This window comes from Atlantibacter subterraneus (assembly GCF_007570865.1).
GTDB lineage: Bacteria > Pseudomonadota > Gammaproteobacteria > Enterobacterales > Enterobacteriaceae > Atlantibacter > Atlantibacter subterraneus.
Window position 1 is genome coordinate 1 of the sequence record NZ_VLPS01000009.1, and the last position, 24,961, is coordinate 24,961.

Annotated in this window: 21 protein-coding genes; 6 read left to right on the plus strand and 15 right to left on the minus strand. The window is 58.3% G+C overall.

Annotated elements, in window-relative coordinates; all coding sequences use genetic code 11:
• Positions 1-408: 408 nt before the first annotated feature.
• The 5 genes from FND52_RS17025 to tdcB are packed head-to-tail and all read right to left on the minus strand — an operon-like array spanning position 409 to position 6,800.
• The gene (locus FND52_RS17025) at positions 409-798 is read right to left on the minus strand and encodes a RidA family protein (RefSeq protein WP_144132065.1); all 390 of its coding nucleotides are present in this window, start codon (positions 796-798) and stop codon (positions 409-411) included.
• 54 nt (positions 799-852) lie between these two features.
• Positions 853-3,144: a formate C-acetyltransferase gene (gene pflB / locus FND52_RS17030; protein ID WP_125293349.1), complete on the minus strand. Its 2,292-nt coding sequence runs from the start codon at positions 3,142-3,144 to the stop codon at positions 853-855.
• Between the two features lie 41 nt (positions 3,145-3,185).
• Positions 3,186-4,394, minus strand: coding sequence for a propionate kinase (gene tdcD / locus FND52_RS17035; RefSeq protein ID WP_144132067.1), 1,209 nt, complete (start codon positions 4,392-4,394; stop codon positions 3,186-3,188).
• 54 nt (positions 4,395-4,448) lie between these two features.
• On the minus strand, positions 4,449-5,783 hold the full coding sequence (gene tdcC, locus FND52_RS17040) for a threonine/serine transporter TdcC (protein ID WP_144132069.1): 1,335 nt from the start codon (positions 5,781-5,783) through the stop codon (positions 4,449-4,451).
• Between the two features lie 24 nt (positions 5,784-5,807).
• Complete coding sequence (tdcB, locus tag FND52_RS17045) at positions 5,808-6,800, minus strand: bifunctional threonine ammonia-lyase/L-serine ammonia-lyase TdcB (RefSeq protein WP_125293352.1); 993 nt, start codon at positions 6,798-6,800, stop codon at positions 5,808-5,810.
• Between the two features lie 529 nt (positions 6,801-7,329).
• Here tdcB and FND52_RS17050 point away from each other — a divergent pair.
• Positions 7,330-8,535 carry a sugar transporter gene (locus tag FND52_RS17050; RefSeq protein WP_144132071.1) on the plus strand — a complete coding sequence of 402 codons (1,206 nt, stop codon included), beginning with the start codon at positions 7,330-7,332 and terminating at the stop codon, positions 8,533-8,535.
• Positions 8,536-8,615: 80 nt separating this feature from the next.
• Here FND52_RS17050 and FND52_RS17055 read toward each other — a convergent pair whose 3' ends face one another.
• Positions 8,616-9,287, minus strand: coding sequence for a MarC family NAAT transporter (locus FND52_RS17055; RefSeq protein ID WP_125293354.1), 672 nt, complete (start codon positions 9,285-9,287; stop codon positions 8,616-8,618).
• A 264-nt stretch (positions 9,288-9,551) separates the two neighbouring features.
• Here FND52_RS17055 and marR point away from each other — a divergent pair, with 264 nt between their 5' ends.
• Genes marR through marB form a run of 3 tightly spaced genes read left to right on the plus strand, consistent with a single transcriptional unit; the run spans position 9,552 to position 10,623 of the window.
• The gene (gene marR / locus FND52_RS17060; protein WP_125293568.1) at positions 9,552-9,986 is read left to right on the plus strand and encodes a multiple antibiotic resistance transcriptional regulator MarR; all 435 of its coding nucleotides are present in this window, start codon (positions 9,552-9,554) and stop codon (positions 9,984-9,986) included.
• A gap of 17 nt (positions 9,987-10,003) precedes the next feature.
• On the plus strand, positions 10,004-10,378 hold the full coding sequence (marA, locus tag FND52_RS17065; RefSeq protein ID WP_002435664.1) for an MDR efflux pump AcrAB transcriptional activator MarA: 375 nt from the start codon (positions 10,004-10,006) through the stop codon (positions 10,376-10,378).
• Positions 10,379-10,419: 41 nt separating this feature from the next.
• Positions 10,420-10,623 carry a multiple antibiotic resistance regulatory protein MarB gene (gene marB / locus FND52_RS17070; RefSeq protein WP_125293355.1) on the plus strand — a complete coding sequence of 68 codons (204 nt, stop codon included), beginning with the start codon at positions 10,420-10,422 and terminating at the stop codon, positions 10,621-10,623.
• Positions 10,624-10,656: 33 nt separating this feature from the next.
• Here the strand turns inward: marB and eamA are convergent, their stop codons facing one another.
• The gene (gene eamA / locus FND52_RS17075; RefSeq protein WP_144132073.1) at positions 10,657-11,553 is read right to left on the minus strand and encodes an O-acetylserine/cysteine exporter; all 897 of its coding nucleotides are present in this window, start codon (positions 11,551-11,553) and stop codon (positions 10,657-10,659) included.
• A 199-nt stretch (positions 11,554-11,752) separates the two neighbouring features.
• Between eamA and ydeE the strand changes: the two genes are divergently transcribed.
• Positions 11,753-12,943: an efflux MFS transporter YdeE gene (gene ydeE / locus FND52_RS17080; RefSeq protein WP_144132075.1), complete on the plus strand. Its 1,191-nt coding sequence runs from the start codon at positions 11,753-11,755 to the stop codon at positions 12,941-12,943.
• 85 nt (positions 12,944-13,028) lie between these two features.
• On the plus strand, positions 13,029-13,238 hold the full coding sequence (locus FND52_RS17085; protein WP_144132077.1) for a type II toxin-antitoxin system MqsA family antitoxin: 210 nt from the start codon (positions 13,029-13,031) through the stop codon (positions 13,236-13,238).
• Positions 13,239-13,272: 34 nt separating this feature from the next.
• On the opposite strand, the gene urtE is transcribed toward FND52_RS17085, so the two are convergent.
• From urtE to atzF, 8 genes are read right to left on the minus strand one after another with little or no spacing between them, the layout of a single operon-like run.
• Positions 13,273-13,971, minus strand: coding sequence for an urea ABC transporter ATP-binding subunit UrtE (gene urtE, locus FND52_RS17090; RefSeq protein ID WP_144132079.1), 699 nt, complete (start codon positions 13,969-13,971; stop codon positions 13,273-13,275).
• Positions 13,972-13,980: 9 nt separating this feature from the next.
• Positions 13,981-14,778, minus strand: a complete 798-nt coding sequence (urtD, locus tag FND52_RS17095) for an urea ABC transporter ATP-binding protein UrtD (RefSeq protein ID WP_144132679.1) — start codon at positions 14,776-14,778, stop codon at positions 13,981-13,983.
• Positions 14,778-15,851 carry an urea ABC transporter permease subunit UrtC gene (urtC, locus tag FND52_RS17100; protein WP_144132681.1) on the minus strand — a complete coding sequence of 358 codons (1,074 nt, stop codon included), beginning with the start codon at positions 15,849-15,851 and terminating at the stop codon, positions 14,778-14,780. Before urtC ends, urtD begins: the two co-directional genes overlap by 1 nt.
• On the minus strand, positions 15,851-17,425 hold the full coding sequence (gene urtB / locus FND52_RS17105; protein ID WP_167509374.1) for an urea ABC transporter permease subunit UrtB: 1,575 nt from the start codon (positions 17,423-17,425) through the stop codon (positions 15,851-15,853). Before urtB ends, urtC begins: the two co-directional genes overlap by 1 nt.
• 57 nt (positions 17,426-17,482) lie before the next feature.
• The gene (gene urtA, locus FND52_RS17110; RefSeq protein WP_144132081.1) at positions 17,483-18,754 is read right to left on the minus strand and encodes an urea ABC transporter substrate-binding protein; all 1,272 of its coding nucleotides are present in this window, start codon (positions 18,752-18,754) and stop codon (positions 17,483-17,485) included.
• Between the two features lie 37 nt (positions 18,755-18,791).
• The gene (locus tag FND52_RS17115) at positions 18,792-19,475 is read right to left on the minus strand and encodes a GntR family transcriptional regulator (protein ID WP_125293362.1); all 684 of its coding nucleotides are present in this window, start codon (positions 19,473-19,475) and stop codon (positions 18,792-18,794) included.
• The gene (uca, locus tag FND52_RS17120) at positions 19,475-23,092 is read right to left on the minus strand and encodes an urea carboxylase (protein ID WP_144132083.1); all 3,618 of its coding nucleotides are present in this window, start codon (positions 23,090-23,092) and stop codon (positions 19,475-19,477) included. Before uca ends, FND52_RS17115 begins: the two co-directional genes overlap by 1 nt.
• 10 nt (positions 23,093-23,102) lie before the next feature.
• Positions 23,103-24,914 carry an allophanate hydrolase gene (gene atzF, locus FND52_RS17125; protein WP_144132085.1) on the minus strand — a complete coding sequence of 604 codons (1,812 nt, stop codon included), beginning with the start codon at positions 24,912-24,914 and terminating at the stop codon, positions 23,103-23,105.
• Between the last annotated feature and the right edge of the window lie 47 nt (positions 24,915-24,961).

Here is a 24,961-nt window from a genome sequence, read left to right on the forward strand (position 1 = left end):
GGATGCCGCCAGAGGGTGCGAGCTACAGGATGTAGCATCGCGCCCGACCCGAAGCCGGACGCGATAAGCCGAGGACAAATTTGCCGGGAGCAAATTTGAACGCCGCTCGCGGCGGCCCCGAAGGGGCGAGGCCCATGGATGGGCCGAGTAATCCGCGAAGCGGCGATTTCGCGCGGGGGAGCCGGGGTCGCCAGGGGGGCGGCGGCGAGCCCCACTGGCCCGTTCGCGTACACTGGCGCTTAAGACTGACTCGAAAGCCCAGGCGAACGGAACAATTCCACCGAACGGAACAATTCCACTAAACAAACCGAACAACCCCACTAAATAAAAAGGCCCCTTGCCCCCGGCAAAAAAAAGCTCCCGCCTTTCGACGAGAGCAACCAGGGTACTACAAATGAAAACCTACATTTACGGACGTACTGCAATCGCTTCGATTTCGATTTTTACATCTTTCGGTAAACGCGCCACTTCCACACACGAGCGCGCCGGGAAGTTCGCGTTGTGCTCCATAAAGAACCCGTTATACACGCGGTTCACCGCCTCAAAATCCGCCAGATCCTTCACAAATACGGTGGTTTTGATGATGTTGTTCACCGTCAGCCCCGCCGCTTCGATGATCCCTTTGACGTTCTGTAACGACTGAAGCGTTTGCGCCTCAATGTCCGCCGCGATCGCACCCGTCTCGGGGCACAGCGGGATCTGCCCGGAAGTAAAGACGAAACTGCCCATATCCACACCCTGGACGTACGGTCCGATGGCCGCCGGGGCAGTGTTGGTCGAAATAATGGTGGTGGTCATACTCACTCCTTTTGAAAAAGGTGGTACGTGCGGCTCCATCGCCGCACGTCATGATTACAGAGCGCTGGTGAATGTCCTGGACACCACATCCTGCTGCTGCTCGCGGGTCAGCGCGTTAAAGCGCACCGCATAGCCGGAAACGCGGATCGTCAGGGTTGGATATTTCTCCGGATGATCGATAGCGTCCAGCAGCATTTCGCGGTTCATCACGTTGACGTTAAGGTGCTGTCCGCCCTCAATCGCCACGTCGTGATGGAAATAACCGTCCAGCAGCCCCACCAGGTTGTTCTTACGCGCCATCTCGTCTTTGCCCAGCGCCGCCGGGACGATAGAGAAGGTGTAAGAAATTCCGTCTTTGGCGTATTTGAACGGCAGTTTCGCGACCGACGTCAGGGACGCTACCGCGCCTTTACGATCGCGGCCGTGCATCGGGTTTGCGCCCGGGGCGAACGGCGTACCGCCACGGCGGCCATCCGGGGTGTTGCCGGTTTTCTGGCCGTACACCACGTTAGAGGTGATGGTCAGAATCGACTGGGTCGGCACCGCGTTGCGGTATGTCGGCAGCGCCTGGATTTTCTGCATAAAGCGAGAAACCAGATCGCAGGCGATGCTGTCGACGCGATCGTCGTTGTTACCGTACTGCGGGTATTCCCCTTCAATCACAAAATCCAGCGCCAGGCCGTTGTGATCGCGCACCGGCATCACGCGGGCATATTTGATTGCCGACAGCGAATCCACCGCCACCGACAGACCGGCGATACCACAAGCCATGGTGCGGTGCACATCGCGGTCGTGCAGCGCCATCAGCGAGGCTTCGTAGCTGTACTTGTCGTGCATATAGTGGATCAGGTTCAGGGCGCTGACGTACTGCACCGCCAGCCAGTCCATAAAGCTGTCGAGGCTGGCCATCACGGTGTCATAATCCAGCACTTCATCCATGATCATCGGCGTTTTCGGGCCGACCTGGATTTTCAGCTTCTCGTCCATCCCGCCGTTGATGCAGTACAGCAGCGTTTTGGCGAGGTTGGCGCGCGCGCCGAAGAACTGCATCTGTTTGCCGATCACCATCGGGCTGACGCAGCAGGCAATGGCGTAATCGTCGCTTTCGAAATCCGGGCGCATCAGGTCGTCGTTCTCGTACTGCAATGAGGACGTTTCGATAGAAACTTTCGCGGCATAGGCTTTAAACGCTTTCGGCAGCGCTTCCGACCACAGAATGGTCAGGTTCGGTTCCGGCGACGGGCCCATGGTGTGTAGGGTATTCAGATAGCGGAATGAGTTTTTGGTTACCAGCGTGCGGCCATCCAGCCCCATCCCGCCGATCACTTCGGTAGCCCAAATCGGGTCGCCGGAGAACAGCGTGTCGAATTCCGGGGTACGCAGGAAGCGCACCATGCGGATTTTCATAATGAAATGGTCGATCAGCTCCTGCGCCTGCACTTCGTTCAGCACGCCGGTTTTGATGTCGCGCTCAATGTAGATGTCGAGGAAAGTCGCGGTACGGCCCAGCGACATCGCGCCGCCGTTCTGGGACTTCACCGCCGCCAGATAGCCAAAGTACAGCCACTGCACCGCTTCCTGGGCGTTACGCGCCGGGCGGGAGACGTCAAAGCCGTAGTTACCGGCCATCTCGGTGATTTGCTGCAATGCGCGCCGGTGTTCGGCCAGCTCTTCACGCAGGCGGATAGTGGCTTCCAGATCTTCGCCGCGCTCCAGTTTCGGTTGCAGATCGGCAAACTGTAATTCACGCTCGCGGATCAGATAAGCGGTGCCATACAGCGCCACGCGGCGGTAGTCACCGATGATGCGCCCGCGGCCGTAGCCGTCCGGCAAACCGGTCAACACGCCGGATTTACGGCAACGCAGCATGTCCGGGGAATAGACATCAAACACGCCCTGGTTATGGGTTTTGCGCAGATGGGTAAAGGTGTACTCGAAATCTTTGTCCATTTCGCGGCCATAGGCATCGAAAGAACTTTTGATCATGTTGACGCCGCCGTACGGGTGCAGCGCGCGCTTCAGCGGCTGGTCGGTTTGCAGACCGACGATTTTTTCCAGCCGCTGCTCGATATACCCCGGCGCGTGGGCGGTAATGGTTGTCGCGACGTTGGTGTCGAAATCGACCGGCGCATGAGTGGCGTTCTCCTTGCGGATGCCTTCCATGACCTTTTCCCACAGCTGCACGGTGGCTGGCGTGGCGTCGGCAAGAAAGCTTTCGTCGCCTTCATACGGGGTATAGTTATGCTGAATAAAATCGCGGACGTTAATCGTTTCCTGCCAGTCAGAACCGGCAAAGCCCTGCCAGGCGTCGAGATACGTGTCGTTTAACGCTACATCAACCTTCATTACAAACTCCCTCTGTACGGTACAGATTAAATAATTCGATATCAGGCAAATTCAGGCTGTGAAACCTGGCGACCCAGGCGGATAGCATCCTGAGCGATCATTTTTTCTTCATTGGTGGGGATCACCGCAGCAGCAGCGCGCGACTGCGGCGCGGAAACCACACGCGGCCCCACGCGGTTTGGCTGGGCGTTTTTGGCGTCGTCCACCTCAATGCCGAACACCTTCAGGCGTTCAATCACCAGATTGCGGATAAGCACTGAGTTCTCGCCAATCCCGCCGGTGAAGATCACCCCGTCCAGACGGCGCAGCGCGCTGGCGTGGCCGCCGATATGGCGTGCAATGCGATGAACAAATGCGCCAATCGCGCGCTGTGCGCCCGCATGGCCTTCGTGATACGCCTGCTCCAGCACGCGTAAATCCGATGACAAACCCGACAGGCCGAGTAGCCCGGAAGATTTATTCACCACCCGCTCCAGATCCTCAAGGCTCTGCCCGGTCTGGCGAGCAAGATAGGCCAGCGCGCCAAAATCCACGTCACCGCTGCGGGTACCCATAATCAGCCCTTCCAGCGGAGTCATGCCCATGGAGGTATCGACGCTTTTGCCATCCTGTACCGCGCAAATCGACGCGCCGTTTCCCAGGTGGGCAATCACCAGCCCGGCGTCGTTGGCATCCAGATTAAGCAGCGCCACGGCTTCGCTGGCGACATAGCGGTGCGAAGTACCGTGGAAACCGTAGCGGCGCACGCCGTGCTGTTCCGCATACTGATACGGCAGCCCGTAGAGATAAGCTTCCGGCTTTAAGGTCTGATGGAAACCGGTGTCGAATACCGCGACCTGCGGCAAACCGGGGAACAGATGGCGCGCGGCTTCCACACCCGCCAGGTTGGCGTAGTTGTGCAGCGGTGCCAGCGGCGACACTTTCTTGATTTGTTCAACCACGTCGTCGTTGATGATTACCGCGTCGCTAAAAATCTCACCGCCGTGAGCGATGCGGTGGCCGATTAACGTCACCGCGTCCATTAACTGACGCTTGTCCAGCTCCCCGGCGATGGCCGTCAGCGCGGCGTCGTAGGTGCTGTCAGCAAGTTTGATTTCGGTGGTTTTATCCACCACCAGCAGGGCATTGTCGGAGCCAATACTGTCGGCAATACCGGAGAGAACCACGTCGCAATGCTCAACGTCTAAAACGGAAAACTTGATCGACGACGAGCCACAATTGATGACAAGTACAACAGAATCTACGTTCATTACACTGCTCCGCCCACCCTTTCGGGTGGGCTTTGAGGTTAAACAGAGTGGGGATTAAAACAGTTTGTAAGCGATGTTCAGGATGGTCAGCAGGCCAATCAGGGTAACGAAGACGTTATCCGCACGACCTTTGTACTTCGCCAGAGCCGGGGTTTTGCCAATCGCGTACATCGGCAGCAGGCACAGCAGAGCAGCGATAATCGGCGCACCCATGGCTTCAATCAGGTCCAGGATGTTCGGGTTGGCGTAAGCCACAACCCAGGTGGAGCCCATGATGAAGATCATGCTGATGGTGTTCAGTTTGCCTTCAGAGATTTTGTTTTTATCGCCTTTGTAGCCGAACTTGAGGATCAGGCCGTTCAGACCTTCCAGCGTGCCCAGATAGTGGCCGAAGAAGGATTTGAAAATCGCTACCAGCGCAATCAGCGAGGCTGCGTATTCCAGAGTCACCGCAAAGGTAGACTTGGTGCCGCTCATGGAAGCGAAGTGGTTAGCCAGGTAAGAAAGCACCGGAATGTTCTGCGCTTTGGCTTCCGCCATGTTGGCCGGAGACAGCGTAAACAGGCAGCTGAAGGCGAAGAACATGACTACGGCAACCATCAGCATGCTGGCGCGAGAGATGATCTGGGAGCATTTTTTCTCGGTGTACTCTTTACCGAAATCGGCTTCGTACTCTTCGCGTTTGGAGACCACGAAGGAAGAGACAATCGGCGAGAAGTTAAAGGAGAACACCATGATGGAGATGCCCAGCCATACGGTCACCAGGATGCCATCGTGGCCCAGCAGGGAGATATCCGCGACGTTGGCTTGCTCGATCACCGCACCGTTCCAGTAAGGGATCAGTGACAGGGAAATCAGCACCAGGCTGGCGATAAACGGCCATACCAGGTAGCTCATCACTTTTACCATCAGGTCTTTACCAAACCAGATAACAAATGCCATCAGCAGCAGCAGGAACAGCGCCACAAAGCCGCGGTTCAACGGTGCCATGCCGAGCTGGTTGACCCAGAAGGTCATAAAGGTGTTGGTAATAGTTACGCCATAAATCCACAACAGCGGACAAATCGCGAAGAAGTACAGGAAAGTGATCACCACGCCGCCGGTTTTACCGAAGTGCTCTTCGACGGTTTCGGTGATGTTGCCTGATGGATTGCTGCCTGACAGACACAGGCGCGCCAGCGCACGGTGGCAGTAGAAGGCAATCGGATAAGCCAGCACTAACATTAATAAAATTGGAATTAAGCCGCCAAAGCCAGCGCGAATCGGGAAAAATAATACCCCGGCACCGATTGCCGTACCAAACAGACCCAGAGTCCACGTGGTGTCAGATTTACGCCAGGCGAAGCCCGACGCTTTCTGACCAGTTGCAATAGTATTATCCAAACTCATTTGAAGTATCCTGTACAAAAATTATTAGTGAGTGGTTTCAAGACCGGTAATTTGCGAAACGCGTGACAGGTCAATATTGCCACCGGAAATAATGCTAACGGTTTTCTTACCCTGGATATAATGATCAAGCTTGCCGCTTAATAATGCAGCGCTGGCTAACGCGCCTGCCCCTTCAGTGATGATTTTATTTCTCTGGATCAGATGAACCATACTGGAGCGAATTTCTTCTTCGGTAACCAGTACAATATCCGTGACCAGATCTTTAACGATTTCATAAGTTAAAACACCCGGGCGCGCTACGTCGCAACCGTCGGCGAGCGTTCCGGCATTACGGTGATTAGTAATGTGACCGGCATAATAAGAAGACGCCATACCGTGAACGTTTTCTGACTGGACGCCGATAATATTAATGCGTGGGTTGATGGATTTAATCGCCAGCGCCACGCCGGCAATCAGTCCACCACCGCCGATGGGTACGATAACGTTGTCGACATCATACAAATCTTCAAGGATTTCAAGGCCAATGGTGCCCTGACCGGCGATGACTTTTTCGTCATCAAATGGCGGGATAAATAAGCGCCCTTCCATTTCCATAATTTCACTGGCTTTCGCGATAGTTTCGTTAAAACTATTTCCGTGCAGGATCACTTCTGCTGAATAATCAGTAGTTGCAGCCACTTTTGATTTCGGCGCGCAGGATGGCATCACCACCTTGCCGTTAATTCCCAGCATGGCGCAAGAAAGAGAAACACCCTGAGCATGGTTGCCGGCCGAACAGGCCACAACACCCTGGCGTTTTTCTTCTTCAGTTAATGAACTTAATTTATTAAAGGCTCCACGAATTTTAAATGACCCGGTGCGTTGCATATTTTCAAATTTAAGAAATATTTCTCCCTTGCAACGTTCGCTTAAATAGTTGGAACGTGGTTGACCGGTTTTATAGACGCGCCCATTCAGGCGAGTGCGGGCTTCCATTATGTCATGGATGGTCAGTGGAAGATTATCGTAGGTTATCATGGTAAATCCTTTCGTAGCCGTCTGATACAGAGTTTTATTTTCAAGACGCGGCGATCCTAAGGTACATCCACCACCATTAATGTGACACACACGTCAAAACGCCCCCGGTCAATGTTTTCGGTGAGTAATTATTTAAGAAAATGCTACGGGGTCGACATTTTAATAATTTCGGATTAATTTAACTAATCCGAATTAAATAAAATAAGTAATACCTCTTTAGGGGCAATATGCTTAATTTTAAATCGAAAGTTAATTCGCGAATTAAATACAGTGATTTTAAATAAAATATGAATTACACACTTCACCGATTATTAACATATTATTTACTTATGGGTGAATTCATGATCATAAGCAGTCTGAATGTTTTTTAACCGCCGTTTTTTCTGCAAGGGAATTTTTCCGGGTGTAACCGAGCGGAGCAAAACGCGTTAAAATGAGATTCGGATCACAAAAAGATTGAACTGAACGGAGTGATGGTTTTATGATCGCCGCATTCCCACCATTCTTTTAACCATCGCGATACTTTCCTATGACAAACAACGCCGTCTCACGCAAAACCGCGTGGCTGCGGGTGGTTACGCTTGCTGTCGCCGCATTCATCTTTAACACCACCGAGTTTGTGCCGGTGGGATTACTGTCTGACATCGCCAGCAGCTTTAATATGCAAAGCGCCCAGGCAGGCATCATGTTGACGATTTACGCCTGGGTAGTGGGATTAATGTCCCTGCCCTTTATGCTGCTGACCAGCCAGATTGAGCGCCGCAAACTGCTGATAGCCCTGTTCGTAGTGTTTATCGCCAGCCATATCCTGTCGTTCCTCGCCTGGAGTTTCGAAGTGCTGGTGATAAGCCGCGTCGGCATCGCTTTTGCGCATGCCATTTTCTGGTCGATCACCGCCTCGCTGGCGATACGCCTGGCCCCGGCGGGCAAACGCGCCCAGGCGCTGAGCCTGATTGCTACCGGCACCGCGCTGGCGTCGGTGCTGGGCATCCCAATTGGCCGCGTGGTCGGGCAATATTTCGGCTGGCGTACCACCTTTTTCGCTATCGGGATGGGCGCGCTGATTACCCTGGTATGCCTGGCGCGGCTGCTGCCGAAACTGCCGAGCGAACATTCCGGGTCGCTTAAAAGCCTGCCGGTGCTGTTCCGCCGCCCGGCGCTCATCAGCATCTATATTCTGACGGTGGTGGTCGTCACCGCGCATTTCACCGCCTACAGCTATATTGAACCCTTTGTACAGACCGTCGCGGGCCTGAGCGAAAACTTCGCCACTTATATGCTGCTGGTGCTGGGTTTTACCGGGATTATCGGCAGCGTGATCTTCGGCAAACTGGGCAACCAGCACGCCTCGCTGCTGATCGCGCTGGCGATAGCTCTGCTGGTGTTCTGTTTACTGCTGCTGCTGCCCGCCAGCGCTAATCGCTGGAGCCTGACCGCGCTGTGCGCCTTCTGGGGGATTGCGATTATGCTGATCGCGCTGGGGATGCAGGTGAAAGTGCTGGCGCTGGCCCCGGACGCCACCGACGTGGCTATGTCACTGTTTTCCGGCATCTTTAATATCGGCATCGGCGCAGGCGCGCTGGTGGGCAATCTGGTGAGTATGAATCTCTCGATGGCATCGGTGGGCTATATCGGCGCTATCCCCGCACTGGCGGCGCTGGTGTGGGCGGTGATTATTTTCCGCCGCTGGCCGGTGTCGCTGGAGGATCCGGCGCGTCAGGTTAACCCGAACTAAACACGCTTTTCATCACGCTCTCCTGCCAGCTGAACCACGGGTTCCAGACCAGGCGAGCGTGAATTTTCCCCGGTTGTTGCTTAGCCTCCGTGATAGCTGGTCACAATCTCCAGCACCCCGTTAATAATAAACTGCACGCCCATACAGACCAGCAAGAAGCCCATCAGGCGCGAAATGGCTTCAATGCCGCCCTTACCCACCACTCGCATCACCGCTCCGGAGCTGCGCAGGCTGCCCCACAGGATAATGCCGACAATCACAAACAGCAGCGGCGGCGCGACGGCGATAATCCACGCCGGGAAGGCGTCGGAATGGCGCAGCGTGGACGCGGAGCTGATGATCATTGCGATGGTGCCTGGCCCGGCGGTACTGGGCATCGCCAGCGGTACAAAGGCGATATTAGTATCCGGTTCTTTAACGATCTCTTCGGTTTTACTCTGCACTTCCGGCGCTTCGTGGCCTTTCGCCGGTGGGAACAGCATCCGGAAACCGATAAATGCCACAATCAGCCCGCCCGCAATACGCAGACCGGGAATCGAAATTCCGAAAGTATCCATGACCAGTTGGCCGGCGTACCACGCCACCAGCATGATCACCACCACGTTGATCGACGTCATCAGCGCGGTGCGGTTACGCTCGGCGCTGCTCATATGGCCGGACAAACCTAAAAACAGCGCCACGGTGGTCAGCGGGTTCGCCAGGGGTAATAGCACCACCAGCCCAAGCCCCAGAGCCTTAAATAATTCCAGCATATCAGTCCTCTTACGGTGAATGGCAGGCGGAGTATAAGGAGGCGCTCGCCGGGATACCATCCTCAAAGCGTAAGGTTTCGTCGCCGTCTTTACAAACCCGGTTAGCAGCCCCAATGCATATGTGAGTGGGTAATATTTCGCCGTAAAAAGTTTAACTTACGAAACGTTTTAACAGATCGTGTCATCTTAAATCCATTCGGTTGACTTATATTTGCCTGGGCAATAATATCCGCCGTGACTAATCTACTTGCCTGGGCAATCACTGTGAATAATCCCGACGATCTGTTTAATAACATCATCCCGCTGGGTCGACTGATCCATCTGGTGAACCAGAAAAAAGATCGTTTGCTTAATGACTACCTCTCCCCGCTGGATATCACCGCCGCGCAGTTCAAAGTGCTGTGTTCCATCCGCTGTGGAGGTTCCATTACGCCGGTGGAGCTGAAAAAGGTGCTTTCCGTAGATTTAGGTGCCCTGACCCGCATGCTTGACCGCCTGGTCAGCAAAGGTTGGATCGAACGCTTGCCGAACCCCAACGACAAGCGCGGCGTACTGATCCAGCTAACCCCGGAAGGCGCGGCGCTGTGTGAGCAATGTCATCAATTAGTAGGGCAAACCCTGCATCAAGAATTAACTAAAAATATGACGGCAGAAGAAGTGGCAACCCTTGAATACCTGCTCAAGAAGGTTCTGCCGTAACCGACGGAGATAAGACGATGTCCAGACGTAACAATGATGCGGTGACGATTCATAGCATTTTGGACTGGATTGAAGAGAATCTGGAGTCCCCACTGTCACTGGAGAAGGTGTCCGAACGTTCGGGTTACTCGAAATGGCACCTGCAACGGATGTTCAAAAAAGAAACCGGCCATTCATTAGGCCAGTACATCCGCAATCGCAAACTGACTGAAATCGCACAGCAGTTAAAAAGCAGCAACGAGCCAATTTTGTTTTTGGCGGAGCGCTATGGGTTTGAATCGCAACAAACCCTGACCCGCACCTTTAAGAACTATTTTTCGCTGCCGCCGCATAAGTTCCGCGTGAATGCCACCGCGAACGATGCGCTGTACCTGCACAGAATTAACCATTAAACCTGCAACAACTTCACGTGTCGTACGTGACTGAGGAAACCATGAAATACGTCTTAGCAGCCTGCGCCCTGCTGGTACTGGCGACAGGCTCTGCTGCGGCGGAGCAATCCACCGGCTTCAGCCATCAGGAAGCCCGCGACCCAATGCTGACCTCCACCACCAATTGCACCTCGCCGTATGATTTCAATCATCGCGGCGCGGGCAGCGATAAATCAGATGAGCTTGGAGTAGCGTACTACAACTGAGTTTAGCGGCGGGCGTTGCGCCCGCCTGCATATTCAGGCTTTGCGCGCCTTACGCGCCATCGGGAAGCCAAACACATTGATGTACAGCCCGCCCATAATCAGCACCGCCCCGCACATTTGCAGCCATGAAAGCGTCTCGCCTAACAGCAGCGCGGCACTCGCCAGTCCCACTACCGGCACCAGCAGCGACAGCGGCGCCACGCGCCAGGTTTCGTAACGCCCTAACAGCGTGCCCCAAATCCCGTAGCCGACAATCGTCGCGCCAAACGCCAGGTACAGCAGCGATAAAATGGTCACCATATCGATGTGCATCAGGCTCAGCACCACCGTAGTTGGGCCATCCAGCAGCATACTGGCGACCAGGAACGGCGCGATGGGGATCAGGGCGCTCCAGACCACCAGTGACATCACCGCCGGGCGCGCTTCATGCTGCATGATCTTCTTATTAAAAATATTGCCGCAGGCCCAGCTAAAGGCACCACCCAGCGTCAGCATAAAGCCCAGCAACGGCACGTGCTCGCCGGTAAGGCTGGCTTCAATCAGCACCAGCACGCCCACCACCGCCAGCAGAATTCCCGCCAGCTGGCGCGGCTGCAAACGCTCGCCGAAGGTCAGCGCGCCGAGAATGATGGTGAAAAACGCCTGGGCCTGAAGCACCAGCGAGGCCAGCCCGGCAGGCATGCCAAACTTAATCGCACAAAACAGAAAGGCGAACTGCCCGAAGCTGATGGTCAACCCGTAGCCCAGCAGCAGGCGCAACGGCACTTTCGGACGGGCAACGAAAAACAGCGCCGGAAAGGCCACCAGCAAAAAACGTAACCCAGCCAGCAGCAACGGCGGCATGGCGTGCAACCCCCACTTGATGACGACAAAATTGACTCCCCACACCGTCACCACCAGCAGCGCCAGTAGCCCATCTTTACGTGTCATACCCTGCCCCAAAATAATTAAATAATTGTTAACACTTCACCCTACCGCAAATCTTTACAAAAAGGGACCACCAAAATATGCCTTGTTAAAAAGCACGTCAGAACAACGGGCTGGGTATACAACGCCGGTACGTCGTGGTATTGCTTGATGGCAACCCAACCGCAGCACATCTCACTGCCAATTACAAAAAGATTACAATATGCAGCCCAGGCACACATTATCTATCGGCGCACTACTCGCCTCGTCGCTCCTGTTAACCATTGGGCGCGGCGCAACATTGCCCTTTATGACCATCTATTTGAACCGCCAGTACGCGATGCCGGTGGACCAGATAGGTATTGCCATGAGTATCGCCCTGACGGTGGGCGTGTTCTTTAGCCTGGGGTTCGGCATCCTGGCCGATCGGTTCGAGAAAAAACGTTATATGCTGCTGGCCATTGCGGTGTTTGTCGGCGGCTTTATCGCGATCCCCCTGACCCACAACGCCGCGCTGGTGGTGGCGTGGTTTTCGCTGGTGAACTGCGCTTACTCGGTGTTCGCCACGGTGTTGAAAAGCTATTTTTCCGATACCCTGACCCCGGCGGTAAAAGCCAAAGTCTTTTCGCTGAATTACACCTTTTTGAATATCGGCTGGACCGTCGGACCGCCGCTCGGCACCTGGCTGCTGCTGTACGGAGTCAATATGCCGTTCTGGCTGGCGGCCATCAGCAGTTCGATCCCCTTTGTCCTGATCCAGTGCTGCGTTAAGCCGCTGCACACCCAGCCGGACAGCCAGACGGAAAAGCGCAGCGCCATCAACGTACTGTTGCAGGATCGCGCGCTGATTTACTTTACCCTGTCGGCGTTTCTCGGCTCGCTGGTGTTTGGCTCTTTCGCCTCCTGCATCGCGCAATACGTGATGGTGGTGGCGGACAACCGGCTGGCAGAAACCGTGATAGGCGTGGTGCTGCCGGTGAACGCGGCGGTGGTGGTGTCGCTGCAATATCTGGTCGGGAAACGCATTCGCGCCGAGAACCTCAAGCGCCTGATGCTGTTTGGGACGCTGTTTTTCCTGCTAGGGCTGGGCGGCTTTATGATTTCCGGAAGTAATCTATGGCTGTGGGGGTTATCCGCCGCCGTGTTTACTTTCGGTGAGCTGATCTACGCGCCGGGGGAATATATGCTGGTGGATAACATCGCGCCCAACGGTTTGAAAGCCAGCTACTTCTCCGCCCAGTCGCTGGGCTGGCTCGGCGGCGCGCTCAACCCGCTGCTGACCGGGGTGATCCTGACTCACCTGCCGCCATGGTCGCTGTTCGCAATTCTAATGGTGGCGACGTCGGGCGCATACCTGCTGATGCTGAAAGGGATGCGCGTCCCGCGAGCGGCGGCGGTAACGGAGTGTGTTTAAGATTCAGGCAGATGCCTTTTTAGACTTTGCAGATATAAGATCGCGCGGTTAACAACCAACTGAGTCAATCCTTTAAGGAATGATAATGAAGAAATGTTTAATTTGCGGCGGCGGTTATTTAACCCATGTGACCCGCGATCTGCCTTATGAACATCAAACCAGAAAGACAACGCTTAACGGCATTTCCGGCGAGTATTGCGACAAATGCGGCGAAATTATCTTCACGCCGGAAGAATGTGAGGCTTTCTGCAGCCAGGCCGCAAAGTTGAAGTCAGAAGAACATAATTCTTTCTAATCTGTTTCAGTCAATTGCCGGGCCTTCGCCCGGCTTAAATCGCTACCAGCCCCCTGACCCCTTCCTGCTCCATCTGACTGCCCGCGCCGCGCTGGATGATTTCGCCGCGCGACATCACCAGATAGCTGTCCGCCAGTTCGGCGGCGAAGTCGTAAAACTGCTCCACCAGCAATATCGCCATATCCCCGCGCTTCGCCAGTTCGCCAATTACCGCGCCGATCTGTTTAATCACCGAAGGCTGAATACCCTCTGTCGGTTCATCCAGGATCAGCAACTGAGGGCGACAGGCCAGCGCCCGGCCAATCGCCAGCTGTTGCTGCTGGCCGCCGGAGAGATCGCCGCCGCGCCGCTGTTTCATCTCATGTAGCACCGGGAACAGCGCGTAGATCTCATCGGGAACGATACGCGCGTCGCGGCCTGAAAAGCGCGACAGCCCCATCAGCAGGTTTTCTTCCACCGTTAAGCGCGGAAAAATTTCCCGGCCCTGGGGCACGTAGGCCATACCCGCCCGCACCCGCTGGTGCGGCTTCAGGCGGGTGATATTTTTATCCTGAAAGTGAACCTCGCCGGAACGGGCGGCAATCAGCCCCATCAGGCACTTCAGCAGGGTGCTTTTCCCGACGCCGTTACGCCCCAGCAGGCAGGTCACTTCCCCAGGCTGCACCTCAAACGACACGCCGCGCAGAATATGGCTGCCGCCGTAATATTGATTCAGACCGCTGACTGTTAACATTCCCGCTCCTTAGCGCCCTAAATAGACGTCGATAACCTGCTCGTTATTCTGCACTTCGCGCAGCGATCCTTCCGCCAGCACCTGACCCTGATGCAACACCGTCACACGGTCGGCGATGGTTTCTACAAAACCCATATCGTGTTCCACCACCATCAGCGAATGCTTGCCCGCCAGGGCGCGGAACAGCTCGGCGCTGTATTCGGTTTCCGCGTCGGTCATGCCCGCCGCCGGTTCATCGAGCAGCAGCAGGTGTGGCTCCTGAATCAGCAGCATACCGATTTCCAGAAACTGCTTTTGTCCGTGGGACAAGGTGCCCGCCGGGCGATGGCGCTCGGCATTCAGCCGCAGCAGGCTTAAAATCTCGTCGATGCGGTCGCGCTTTTCGCCGCTGAGGCGCGCCCGCAGCGTGCCCCACACCGACTTGTCGCCCTTTTGCGCCAGTTCGAGGTTTTCAAACACGCTCAGCGCTTCAAACACCGTTGGCTTCTGAAATTTGCGCCCGATACCCTGACGGGCGATATCAATCGACGACAGCGCGGTCAGATCGGTGGACTGGTCGTAAATCGCCCGTCCGCTCTGGGGCCGGGTTTTGCCGGTGATCACATCCATCAGCGTGGTTTTACCCGCGCCGTTAGGGCCGATAATGCAGCGCAGCTCCCCCACGCCAATCTGCAAACTGAGATCGGTCAGCGCCTTAAACCCGTCGAAACTGACGTTAATATTTTCCAGTTGCAGCACCGGGTCGGTTTGCGCGCGATATCGGTCGGTCATTTGTTGGCGGGTGAACAGCCCTTCATCCGGTTGCATCATTGCTTGCCTCGCTTGATCAGCCCCACCACGCCGCGCGGTAAAAAGCGCGTCACCAGAATAAACATCAGCCCGAGGAACAGCAGCCAGTACTCGGGCATCGCCACGGTGAACAGGCTCTTCGCGCCGTTGACCAGCCCTGCACCAATCACCGGGCCGATCAGCGTGCCGCGCCCGCCCAGCGCCACCCAAATCGCCGCCTCGATGGAGTTGGTAGGCGACATTTCGCCAGGGTTGATAATCCCCACCTGCGGCACATACAGCGCGCCCGCCAGCCCGCACAGCACCGCCGACAGCGTCCAGACCAGCAGCTTGAAGCCTTTCGGGTCGTAGCCGCAGAACGTCAGGCGGCTTTCCGCGTCGCGCACCGCCGTCAGCACCCGGCCAAACTTGCTTTTCGCCAGCAGCCAGCCGATCGCCAGGCTGAGGGTTAACACCAGCACCGTGGCGACAAACAGCCCGATACGCGTCCCGGTGGCGGTCACCGGCATCCCCAGCAGCGTGGTAAAACCGGTAAAGCCGTTATTGCCGCCAAAGCCGGTTTCGTTGCGGAAAAACAGCAGCATTCCGGCCCAGGTGAGCGCCTGGGTCATGATCGAGAAGTAAACGCCTTTGATTTTCGAGCGAAACGCGAAGTAGCCGAACAGCAGCGCCAGCAGGCCCGGCACCAGCACAATCAGCATCAGCATCCAGAGAAAACTGCTGGTACCGAACCAGTACCAGGGCAATTCGCTCCAGGACAAAAAGCTCATAAATCCCGGCAGCCCGTCCCCGGCGGCCTGGCGCATTAAGTACATCCCCATGGCGTAGCCGCCGAGGGCGAAAAACAGCCCGTGGCCCAGAGACAACATCCCGGCATAGCCCCACACCAGATCCAGCGCCACTGCCATAATCGCGTAACAGAGGATTTTGCCTACCAGCGTCAGCATCCACTCCGACAGGTGCAGCGGATGCGCGGCGGGCAGCAGCGCCAGGAACGGCAACGCCAGCAGCGCCGCCAGAATCGCGCCGCCCAGCGCCAGGCTCAGTTTGGGTCGCCGCCGGGTAGCGGCGGTGGTTAACGGCAGGCTAATCATTCAATAACCCTCCCTTTGAGAGCGAACAGGCCCTGCGGGCGCTTCTGGATAAACAGCACAATCAGCAGCAGGATCAGGATCTTGCCCAGCACCGCGCCAAGCTGCGGTTCGAGGATTTTATTCAGGATGCCAAGACTGAACGCCGCCGCCACACTGCCCGCCAGCTGTCCGACGCCGCCCAGCACCACCACTAAAAATGAATCGATGATGTAGCCCTGGCCGAGTTCCGGGCCGACGTTGCCGAGCTGCGACAGCGCCACGCCGCCCAGCCCGGCGATGCCGGAACCGAGGCCGAACGCCAGCATATCCACGCGACCTTCCGGCACGCCGCAGCATGCCGCCATGGCGCGGTTTTGCGTCACCGCCCGCACGTTCATCCCTAACCGGGTGCGGTTAAGCAACAGCCAGGTAAAGGCCAGCACCAGTAGCACAAAGCCAATCACCGCCACCCGGTTCCACGGCAGGATCAGGTTGGGTAACACCTGAATGCCGCCAGAGAGCCACGCCGGGTTTGCCACCTCGACGTTTTGCGCGCCAAACACCATGCGCACAATCTGGATCAACATCAGGCTGATGCCCCAGGTAGCGAGCAGCGTTTCCAGCGGACGACCGTACAAATGGCGGATCACGCTGCGCTCCAGCGCCATGCCGATCCCCGCCGTGACCAGAAACGCTACCGGCAGCGCCACCAGTGGATAGAGCGCCAGCCACTGCGGTGCCCAGGCGGCGAAAGCGTTCTGGGTAAGCCAGGTGCTGTACGCGCCCAGCATCAGCATCTCGCCGTGGGCCATATTGATCACCCCCAGCAGGCCGTAGGTGATGGCGAGGCCCAGCGCCGCCAGCAGCAAAATCGACCCCAGCGACAGGCCCATAAACGCCTGGCCCGCCAGTTCGCCCCACATCAGGCGCTGACCGATGGCCTGCACGCTTTTTTCTGCCTGAGCGCGCACGTCGGCATCGCTTTCAGTATGCGGATCGGTTAACGGCTGCAACCGCGCCTGCACCTGCGGCGAGCCGGATTTCTCCAGCTGTTTTGCCGCCGCCAGACGGACTGCGGGCTGCGGGCTGGTGAGATTAAGCAGCGCCAGCGCGGTAATCAGGGCATCGCGTACCGCACCGTCGGTTTCCTGCTGACGGCGCGTTTCCAGCAGCGTCGCCATCTCCGGGCTGGCATCGCGCTGTAACGTCACGGCGGCGCGCAGTCTTTCCGTGACGTTGTCACTGACCAGATAGTGAGATGCCAGCGCGGCCGCCGCCAGATTGCGCAGCCGGTTAGTCAGGCGCAGCTTTTGGGTCTCGCCCACAGGCGCAGCGGCATCGCCCAGCGGCGTTAAACTTCCGGCGCTGGCGTCAAAAACCTGTTTCTGGCTATCCAGCACCACCCGCTCAGCGGCCAGCGCTTTCAAAAAGGGTAATCGGCTGGGTTCGGGCGCAGTGCCCCAGGCTTCCAGCATTTTCGCCTGTTCGGCGCGGTTGGCGCGTCCGAAGTCATCGCCAGCGGCGGCCCATGCGCGTACCGGTAGCAGCAGCGTCACCAACAGCACATAGATAAAGGTGGCGGGTTTCATCATCACGTCTCCGCATCGGCTCTGCGTAAAATGGCCTCCTGTCGCCAGGAGGCATCAGGCTTAGTTGCTGGCGGTTTTCACCGGCTGGTCGGATTTTTTGTCGTTACCGGCGATAAACGGGCTCCACGGCTGGGCGCGTACCGGCTGTTCGGTCTGCCACACCACGTTGAACTGGCCGTTACCCTCGATTTCGCCAATCATCACCGGCTTGTGGAGGTGATGGTTAGTGGCATCCATGGTCAGGGTAAAGCCGGACGGCGCTTTGACGGTTTGCCCGGCCATGGCGGCGCGCACTTTGTCCACGTCAGTAGTACCGGCTTTCTCGACCGCCTGCGCCCACATATGAATGCCCACCCAGGTGGCTTCCATCGGATCGTTAGTCACTACGCTATCGGCGTTCGGTACTTTGTTGACTTTGGCCCAGGCTTTGTATGCAGCGACAAACTGGGTATTGGTGGGGTTATCCACCGATTCAAAGTAGTTCCACGCCGCCAGGTTGCCCACCAGCGGTTTGGTGTCGATGCCGCGCAGCTCTTCTTCGCCCACCGAGAACGCCACCACCGGTACGTCGGTGGCTTTCACCGCCTGGTTTGCCAGCTCTTTATAGAACGGCACGTTGGAGTCGCCGTTGATGGTCGAGATCACCGCGGTTTTGCCGCCCGCCGAGAATTTCTTGATATCGGCCACGATGGTCTGGTAGTCGCTGTGGCCAAACGGCGTATACACCTCTTCGATATCCTTGTCCGCCACGCCTTTGGAATGCAGGAACGCGCGCAGGATCTTGTTAGTGGTGCGTGGGTAGACATAGTCAGTCCCCAGCAGGAAGAAGCGCTTCGCGCCGCCGCCGTCTTCGCTCATCAGGTATTCCACCGCCGGGATCGCCTGCTGGTTCGGCGCAGCCCCGGTATAGAACACGTTCGGCGACATCTCCTCGCCTTCATACTGCACCGGGTAGAACAGCAGCCCGTTGAGCTCCTCGAACACCGGCAATACCGACTTACGCGACACCGAAGTCCAGCAGCCGAACACCACGTCGACTTTGTCCTGGCTCAGCAGCTGGCGGGCTTTTTCGGCGAACAGCGGCCAGTTAGACGCCGGATCCACCACCACCGGTTCAAGCTTTTTACCCAGTACGCCGCCTTTGGCGTTGATTTCATCAATGGTCATCAGCGCCACGTTTTTCAGCGGCGTTTCCGAGATCGCCATGGTGCCGGAGAGCGAGTGCATAATCCCCACTTTGATGGTATCCGCAGCCTGAACGCTGAAGGTCACGCCCATCGCTGACACGGATGCGCAGAGGGCAAAGGCTTTTAACAAGGTACGTCGTTGCATAACGATGACTCCCAAAAAATGTGCTGTGTGATTAGGATTAACGACACTTCTCCTGCCGCGCCTGGTGCAGCATATGAAGCGTAATTTTGCGAACCTCTTTCTGGCTTTGTGCGATATGCGCGGTCAGTTGGTCACACGCCTCCTCTACGTCGCGGTGGATAATGGCGAGCAAGATGGCGCTATGCTCGGCGTAGGTTGCCGCCACGCGCGGTGCCTGGGTGAAATCGAGGCGCCGCACGATGCGAATTTTCTCGGTCACTTCGCGGTGTACCCGCGCCATTTCCGGGTTCCCGGCGGCGCTCACCAGCGTCATATGAAAAGCTTCATCCCAGGGCGCGACGTCGCTGCCCTCCGCCAGGGCCGGCGAATCGATCCAGAAGCGCACCAGCTCCTGAAGCGCAGCCGGGATCGCGGCATCGGTCCGCTGGCACAGACGGCGCACCGCTTCGCTTTCCAGCACCACCCGCAGGTCGTAAAAGGCTTCCAGCGCGTCGAAATCCACCGGCTTCACCTGCCAGCCGCTGCGCGGCTGCACGTCGAGATAGCCCTCCTGCTCCAGGGCATACAGTGCCTGGCGCACCGGGGTGCGGCTGACGCCCACCCGGGTAGCGATATCCGATTCGCTGAACCGGTCCCCGGGCAGCAGCTGGAAATCAAAGATCGCCTGTTTGACGTGCTGATAGACCCGTCCGGCGATGCCCTCCTGGGCCAGCATGCTCATCAGCTGGCCGCCAGCCACAGCAGCGCATCGCCGGGGCCGACCGGACGCCCTTGCTGGCAGCCAATCGCGGTGACCGTGCCGTCGTTCGGGGCGCAGACCATCAGCTCCATTTTCATTGCCTCGACCACGATCAGTGGCTCGCCCTGCTTCACGCACTGGCCAGGCTCGACGAGGATTTTCCAGATATTGCCGTTGAGATCGGCGTTAACCCGCTGGCCCTGATGCTGGTCATCGGCGGCGTTAAGCAGGCTATTTTCCGTGACGTTGTCACTTTCATCAGTCTGCCAGCGCGCCACTTCTTCGCTAAACGCCGCCTGCTGGCGTTCGCGGAACGCGGCGATATCGGCGGCGTTATCCGCCAGAAACTGCTGGTAGGCAGCAAAGTCGAATTCACTCTCCTCAATGCGCACCTGTGCTCGCCCTTCCCGGAAGGCTTCGCGGAATGCTGTTAATTCGTCTTCGCTGACCGGGTAAAAGCGCACCTGATCAAAGAATTTCAACAGCCACGGCTCGTCGCCAAACTGCCCGTTACGCAGGAATTTGTTCCAGATGGGCAGCGTGCGCCCCACCAGCTGATAGCCGCCGGGGGAATCCATGCCGTAGATGCACATATACATCCCGCCGATGCCCACGGTGCCTTCGGCGGTCCAGGTGCGCGCCGGGTTGTATTTGGAACTTAACAGGCGGTGACGCGGGTCGACCGGCACCGCACAGGGCGCGCCGAGATAGACATCACCCAGCCCGAGGATCAGATAGCTGGCGTCGGTGATAATCCGCAGCACCTCGTCGCGGTCGCTCAGGCCGTTGGCGCGGGCGATAAAGTCGACGTTGTTTGGCAGCCACGGCGCAGCCGGGCGCACTGTTTGCTGATAGCGCTCCACTGCCGCCAGGGTGGCGCTGTCTTCAAACGCCATCGGCAGATGGACAATGCGCGACGGGATTTTCAACGTCGCCACGTCACCCAGCGACGCTTCCAGATGCAGCAGTTGCGCCATCAGTTGGGACTGGGAGATATGCTGCCCGTCATAGCGCACCTGGAGCGATCGCACGCCGGGAGAGAGTTCCTCAACGCCGGAGATAGCCGCCTCGCGGATGGCCGCCATCAGCAGATGTACCCGCAGGCGCAGCGCCAGATCCAGCACGTTCTCCCCGTACTCAATCAGGATGTAGCTGTCGCCAGCCTGTCGCCACACCACCGCCGGACGCGCAGCCTCCGCCTCCCACTGGGCGAGGATCGCCGCGCTGCGGGTCGCGCCAGGTTCAATCGAGGCCGGGATATCCGGCAGCGTATTAGCGGCGCACAGGTTGGTGACCGCCACCTGGTGCGCCAGTTCCAGCGACTGCGCCCAGGCGAAGCTCACCGGATGGAAGCGGATTTTATCGCCGGGTTTGACCTGGCCGACTTTCCACAATTCGCCTTTGGCGATGGTCACCGGGCAGACAAAGCCGCCAAGGCTCGGGCCGTCGCGGGTCAAAATCACCGGGAAATCGCCGGTAAAGTTAATCGCGCCAATAGCGTATTCGCAGTCGTGAACGTTTGACGGATGCAGGCCCGCTTCGCCGCCGTCGGCCCGCGCCCATTGCGGTTTAGGCCCGCTCAGCCGCACGCCAAGGCGGTTGGAGTTGTAATGCACTTCCCACTCGGTCGCGAAAAAGGTTTCCATCGATTCGGGGGTAAAGAAATCCGGTGCGCCGTGCGGCCCGTACAGTACGCCAATTTCCCAGGTATCGCCGTAGCTCGGGATCAGCGCCGGTTCCGGCATTTGCGGCAGGGCAATCGGCGCGGGCGTGGTGCAGGCCGCCAGTTCCGGGCGGGAAATCGCCAGGATGTCGGCGACCTTCAGCGTGCGGCCCGCATGGCCGCCAAACTGCCCGAGGGCAAAGGTGGAACGGCTGCCGAGATACAGCGGCACGTCGATGCCGTTGCGCACCGCCAGATAAGTACGGCAGCCGCGGGTAGCGCGGCCCAGCGTCAGGGTTTGCCCGGCTTTAACGATGACAGGCTGCCAGTAAGCCACCGGTTTATCGTCGAGTTGTGCCGGACAGTTTGCGCCGGTCAGGGCGATAATCGCGTCACTGTGAAAACGCAGCGTCGGGCCTTGCAGGGTAAACTCCAGCCCCGCCGCGCTCGGATGGTTGCCGACAATGCGGTTGGCAAGCTGGAACGCCAGGTCGTCCATCGGACCGGAGGGCGGGACGCCGATATCCCAGTAGCCGGGGCGGCCCGGATAATCCTGCACGCTGCTCCAAGTGCCAGGCTCCAGAACTTCAATGGCGTGGGCCTGATAGCTGACCTCATCCAGCAGCCGGGTCCACATCACCCCGGCCTTGAATTCCGGCAGCACTGCCAGCTGGCGTAGATAGTCAAGGTTGGTGGCGATGCCCGCTAACCGGGTGGCGTCAAGCGCGCGGCGCAGGTTAAGCAGCGCATCCTGGCGATCCTGACCGTGAACAATGATTTTGGCGATCATCGGGTCATAAAACGCGCTGACCTCGCTGCCGGTGCTGACCCAGCCGTCTACCCGCACATTATCCGGGAAGCAGACTTCAGTGAGCACGCCGGGGCTGGGCTGGAAGTTTTTCAGCGGATCTTCGGCGTAGATGCGCACCTCAATCGCCGCGCCGCCGGGGGCGCGGGCCATCGCCTGCCAGTCCAGCGGCTGCGCCGCCGCCAGTCTGACCATGCATTCGATCAAATCGAGACCCGTCACCATTTCGGTCACCGGGTGCTCAACCTGGAGCCGGGTGTTGACCTCAAGAAAGTAAAACGCGTCCTGCGCCGTTTCGTAGATAAATTCCACGGTGCCCGCGCTGCGGTAATTCACCGACTCCCCCAGCGCCACGGCGGCGTTGAGCATCGCCTCGCGGGTGGACTGCGGCAAATTGGGCGCGGGCGTCTCTTCCAGCACTTTCTGGTTACGGCGCTGGAGCGAACAGTCGCGCTCGCCGAGCGCCACCACTTTGCCCTTGCCGTCGCCAAAGATTTGCACTTCCAGATGGCGCGCCCGGTCGATGCAGCGCTCAAGGAATACGCCGTCATCGCTGAAGAACTGCGCCCCCTGGCGCTTGACGGTTTGCCACGCCTCGCACAGCGCCGCCATATCTTCACAGCGCATCAGGCCGATGCCGCCGCCTCCGGCGGTGGTTTTCAGCATCAGCGGGAAACCCACTTCCGTCGCCTGCTCGCAGGCCTCTTCGAGGCTTTGCAATAGCCCGGTGCCGGGCGTCATCGGCAGACCCGCCTGAGCCGCCAGCGCCCGGGCGCGGTGCTTCTGGCCGAAATCGGCGATTTGCGAGGCGTCCGGGCCGATAAACACAATGCCCGCCATTTCGCAGGCGGCGGCAAATTCCGCACGCTCGGAGAGAAAGCCGTAGCCGGGGAAAATCGCCTCTGCGCCGCTCTCTTTTGCCGCCGCGAGGATCTTATCGATATTCAGGTAGCTATCCCGCGCGCTGTCGCCGCCGAGGGCAATCGCCCGCGTGGCGTCGGCGACGTGCGGCGCGTTGCGGTCGCTGTCGGAATACACCGCCACGCTCTCAACGCCCATGCGGTTGAGGGTGCGAATGGCGCGGCAGGCGATTTCGCCACGGTTGGCAATCAGTACACGTTGAAACATGGCGTTCTCCTCAGGCGCTGTGGTGACGGGCGAGCCAGGCTTTCCAGCCGCCCCATGACGTGATATCCGTGGCGTCGGCCAGGGCATACGGCTCGCAGATAAAGCCCTTCACCTGGCGACCGTCGTGCAGCGTCAGCGAGCCGATGCCGAGCGGCGCAGGCACTTCCGCCACCAGTTCGCCAAAGCGCGCCAGCGGCACGTCCCACAGCTCCACCACAATCGGCTGGCCCCTGTCGCCCCGTGACAGGCCGGGCTTCGGCGGCGTGGTGTTTGCCAGGGCATACAGCTGATAGCTGGCGTCGGTGGTGGTTTCCTCGACAAAAACCGCGTTACGGGTGGTGAGCTGGAAATTAAGCGGCTGGCCGCGCAGGTGCGCGCCCACCACCGCCAGGCGCACAAACCCCTGCGCGGCAACCGGCGTGCTGATGGGTAACGCTTTTGAGGTTGCGCCTAACGGCAGCGGCAGCGCCTGCTGCCAGAGGCGACCGAAATCCGCCAGCGCTGCGTCGTGCCAGGCCGGGGCGATTAAGGTGATGCCCGCCGGTAATCCGTCGGCGCGAAAATCCCCCGGCAGCGCCAGCGCGCTGAGATCGGCAAGGTTGGTGAAGTTGGTGTAGGTGCCAAACTGCGAGTTGTAGCGCACCGGCTCCTCAGCCATCTCGTCGATGGTGTGGATGGTGGGAGATGTGGGAACCACCAGCGCGTCGAACCCGGCCAGCACGCTGTTGATTTCCCGGGCCAGCGCGGCGCGGGTGTATTCCGCCTGCCAGGCGTCGCAGGCGCTGAAGCGCTTGCCGCCTTCAACGATGCCGCGCACCGTCGGATCCATCGCTTCGGGGAAACGCGCCAGGATATCGCCCACCGCCACGGTGCGCTCCGCCACCCAGGCCCCGGCGTAGAGCTGTTCGGCAAGCTGGCGGAACGGGGTGAAATCAACAGGAACGCACTGCACGCCCAGCGCTTCCAGCCGCGTCAGGCTTTTGGCAAAGGCGGCTTCACTCAATTCATCGCCAAAGAACTCAAGGCGATCCGGCACCGCCAGCCGCGGCTTAACGCTAAAGCGCGCGGGGGCGGTAAACGGATTGCGGCGCGAGTAAGCGTCTTCAGCGTCAAACCCTCCGGCGATGCTGGCGACTTTCGCCGCGTCGTCAACGGTGAGGGCGAATACCGACACCGTATCGTTGAGGCGGCAGGCAGGCACCACGCCGCTGGCCGAGAACCAGCCTTTGGTTGGCTTGAGACCAACAATATTGTTGAAGCCCGCCGGAACGCGGCCCGATCCTGCGGTATCGGTGCCGAGGGCAAACGGCACCAGCCCGCGCGCCACCACCGACGCCGAACCGGAACTGGAGCCGCCGCTGACGTATCGGGCGTCAAAGGTATTGGGCACCGCGCCATACGGCGAGCGCGTCCCCACCAGACCGGTAGCGAACTGATCGAGGTTGGTTTTACCCACCACAATCGCCCCCGCCGCTTTCAGCTTCGCCACCACGGTGGCATCTTTTTCCGGCAGATAGGCAAACGCCGGACAGGCGGCGGTGGTTTCAAACCCGACGACGTCGATATTATCTTTCACCGCAAACGGCACGCCCCACAGCGCGAAATCGTGCGGGCTTTTGCCCTCTTTCAGCCAGGCGGCTAATTGAGCAATTTGCGAATCGATTAATTCCTCGCTGGCACAGCTAATCCACGCGGGATCCTGTTTATCAAATCCATTTATAAGCTGGCGATAAATATCTGACAGGGCATCGAACGAGTGAGAACAGAATTGTTTCCATTCATCGAGCGTCATTACACCGGGCGAAGAAGAGAGTGGCATCATTGGCTGGCATCCCAACTGGTATACAAGATGGGAGGAATAAAGCAATT

Excerpts from the sequence above, each read along its gene's own strand:
- FND52_RS17025 (WP_144132065.1), bottom strand. The coding sequence starts at position 798 with ATGACCACCACCATTATTTCGACCAACACTGCCCCGGCGGCCATCGGA.
- pflB (WP_125293349.1), bottom strand. The coding sequence starts at position 3,144 with ATGAAGGTTGATGTAGCGTTAAACGACACGTATCTCGACGCCTGGCAG.
- tdcD (WP_144132067.1), bottom strand. The coding sequence starts at position 4,394 with ATGAACGTAGATTCTGTTGTACTTGTCATCAATTGTGGCTCGTCGTCG.
- tdcC (WP_144132069.1), bottom strand. The coding sequence starts at position 5,783 with ATGAGTTTGGATAATACTATTGCAACTGGTCAGAAAGCGTCGGGCTTC.
- tdcB (WP_125293352.1), bottom strand. The coding sequence starts at position 6,800 with ATGATAACCTACGATAATCTTCCACTGACCATCCATGACATAATGGAA.
- FND52_RS17050 (WP_144132071.1), top strand. The coding sequence starts at position 7,330 with ATGACAAACAACGCCGTCTCACGCAAAACCGCGTGGCTGCGGGTGGTT.
- FND52_RS17055 (WP_125293354.1), bottom strand. The coding sequence starts at position 9,287 with ATGCTGGAATTATTTAAGGCTCTGGGGCTTGGGCTGGTGGTGCTATTA.
- marA (WP_002435664.1), top strand. The coding sequence starts at position 10,004 with ATGTCCAGACGTAACAATGATGCGGTGACGATTCATAGCATTTTGGAC.
- marB (WP_125293355.1), top strand. The coding sequence starts at position 10,420 with ATGAAATACGTCTTAGCAGCCTGCGCCCTGCTGGTACTGGCGACAGGC.
- eamA (WP_144132073.1), bottom strand. The coding sequence starts at position 11,553 with ATGACACGTAAAGATGGGCTACTGGCGCTGCTGGTGGTGACGGTGTGG.
- ydeE (WP_144132075.1), top strand. The coding sequence starts at position 11,753 with ATGCAGCCCAGGCACACATTATCTATCGGCGCACTACTCGCCTCGTCG.
- FND52_RS17085 (WP_144132077.1), top strand. The coding sequence starts at position 13,029 with ATGAAGAAATGTTTAATTTGCGGCGGCGGTTATTTAACCCATGTGACC.
- urtE (WP_144132079.1), bottom strand. The coding sequence starts at position 13,971 with ATGTTAACAGTCAGCGGTCTGAATCAATATTACGGCGGCAGCCATATT.
- urtD (WP_144132679.1), bottom strand. The coding sequence starts at position 14,778 with ATGCAACCGGATGAAGGGCTGTTCACCCGCCAACAAATGACCGACCGA.
- urtB (WP_167509374.1), bottom strand. The coding sequence starts at position 17,425 with ATGATGAAACCCGCCACCTTTATCTATGTGCTGTTGGTGACGCTGCTG.
- urtA (WP_144132081.1), bottom strand. The coding sequence starts at position 18,754 with ATGCAACGACGTACCTTGTTAAAAGCCTTTGCCCTCTGCGCATCCGTG.
- FND52_RS17115 (WP_125293362.1), bottom strand. The coding sequence starts at position 19,475 with ATGAGCATGCTGGCCCAGGAGGGCATCGCCGGACGGGTCTATCAGCAC.
- uca (WP_144132083.1), bottom strand. The coding sequence starts at position 23,092 with ATGTTTCAACGTGTACTGATTGCCAACCGTGGCGAAATCGCCTGCCGC.
- atzF (WP_144132085.1), bottom strand. The coding sequence starts at position 24,914 with ATGATGCCACTCTCTTCTTCGCCCGGTGTAATGACGCTCGATGAATGG.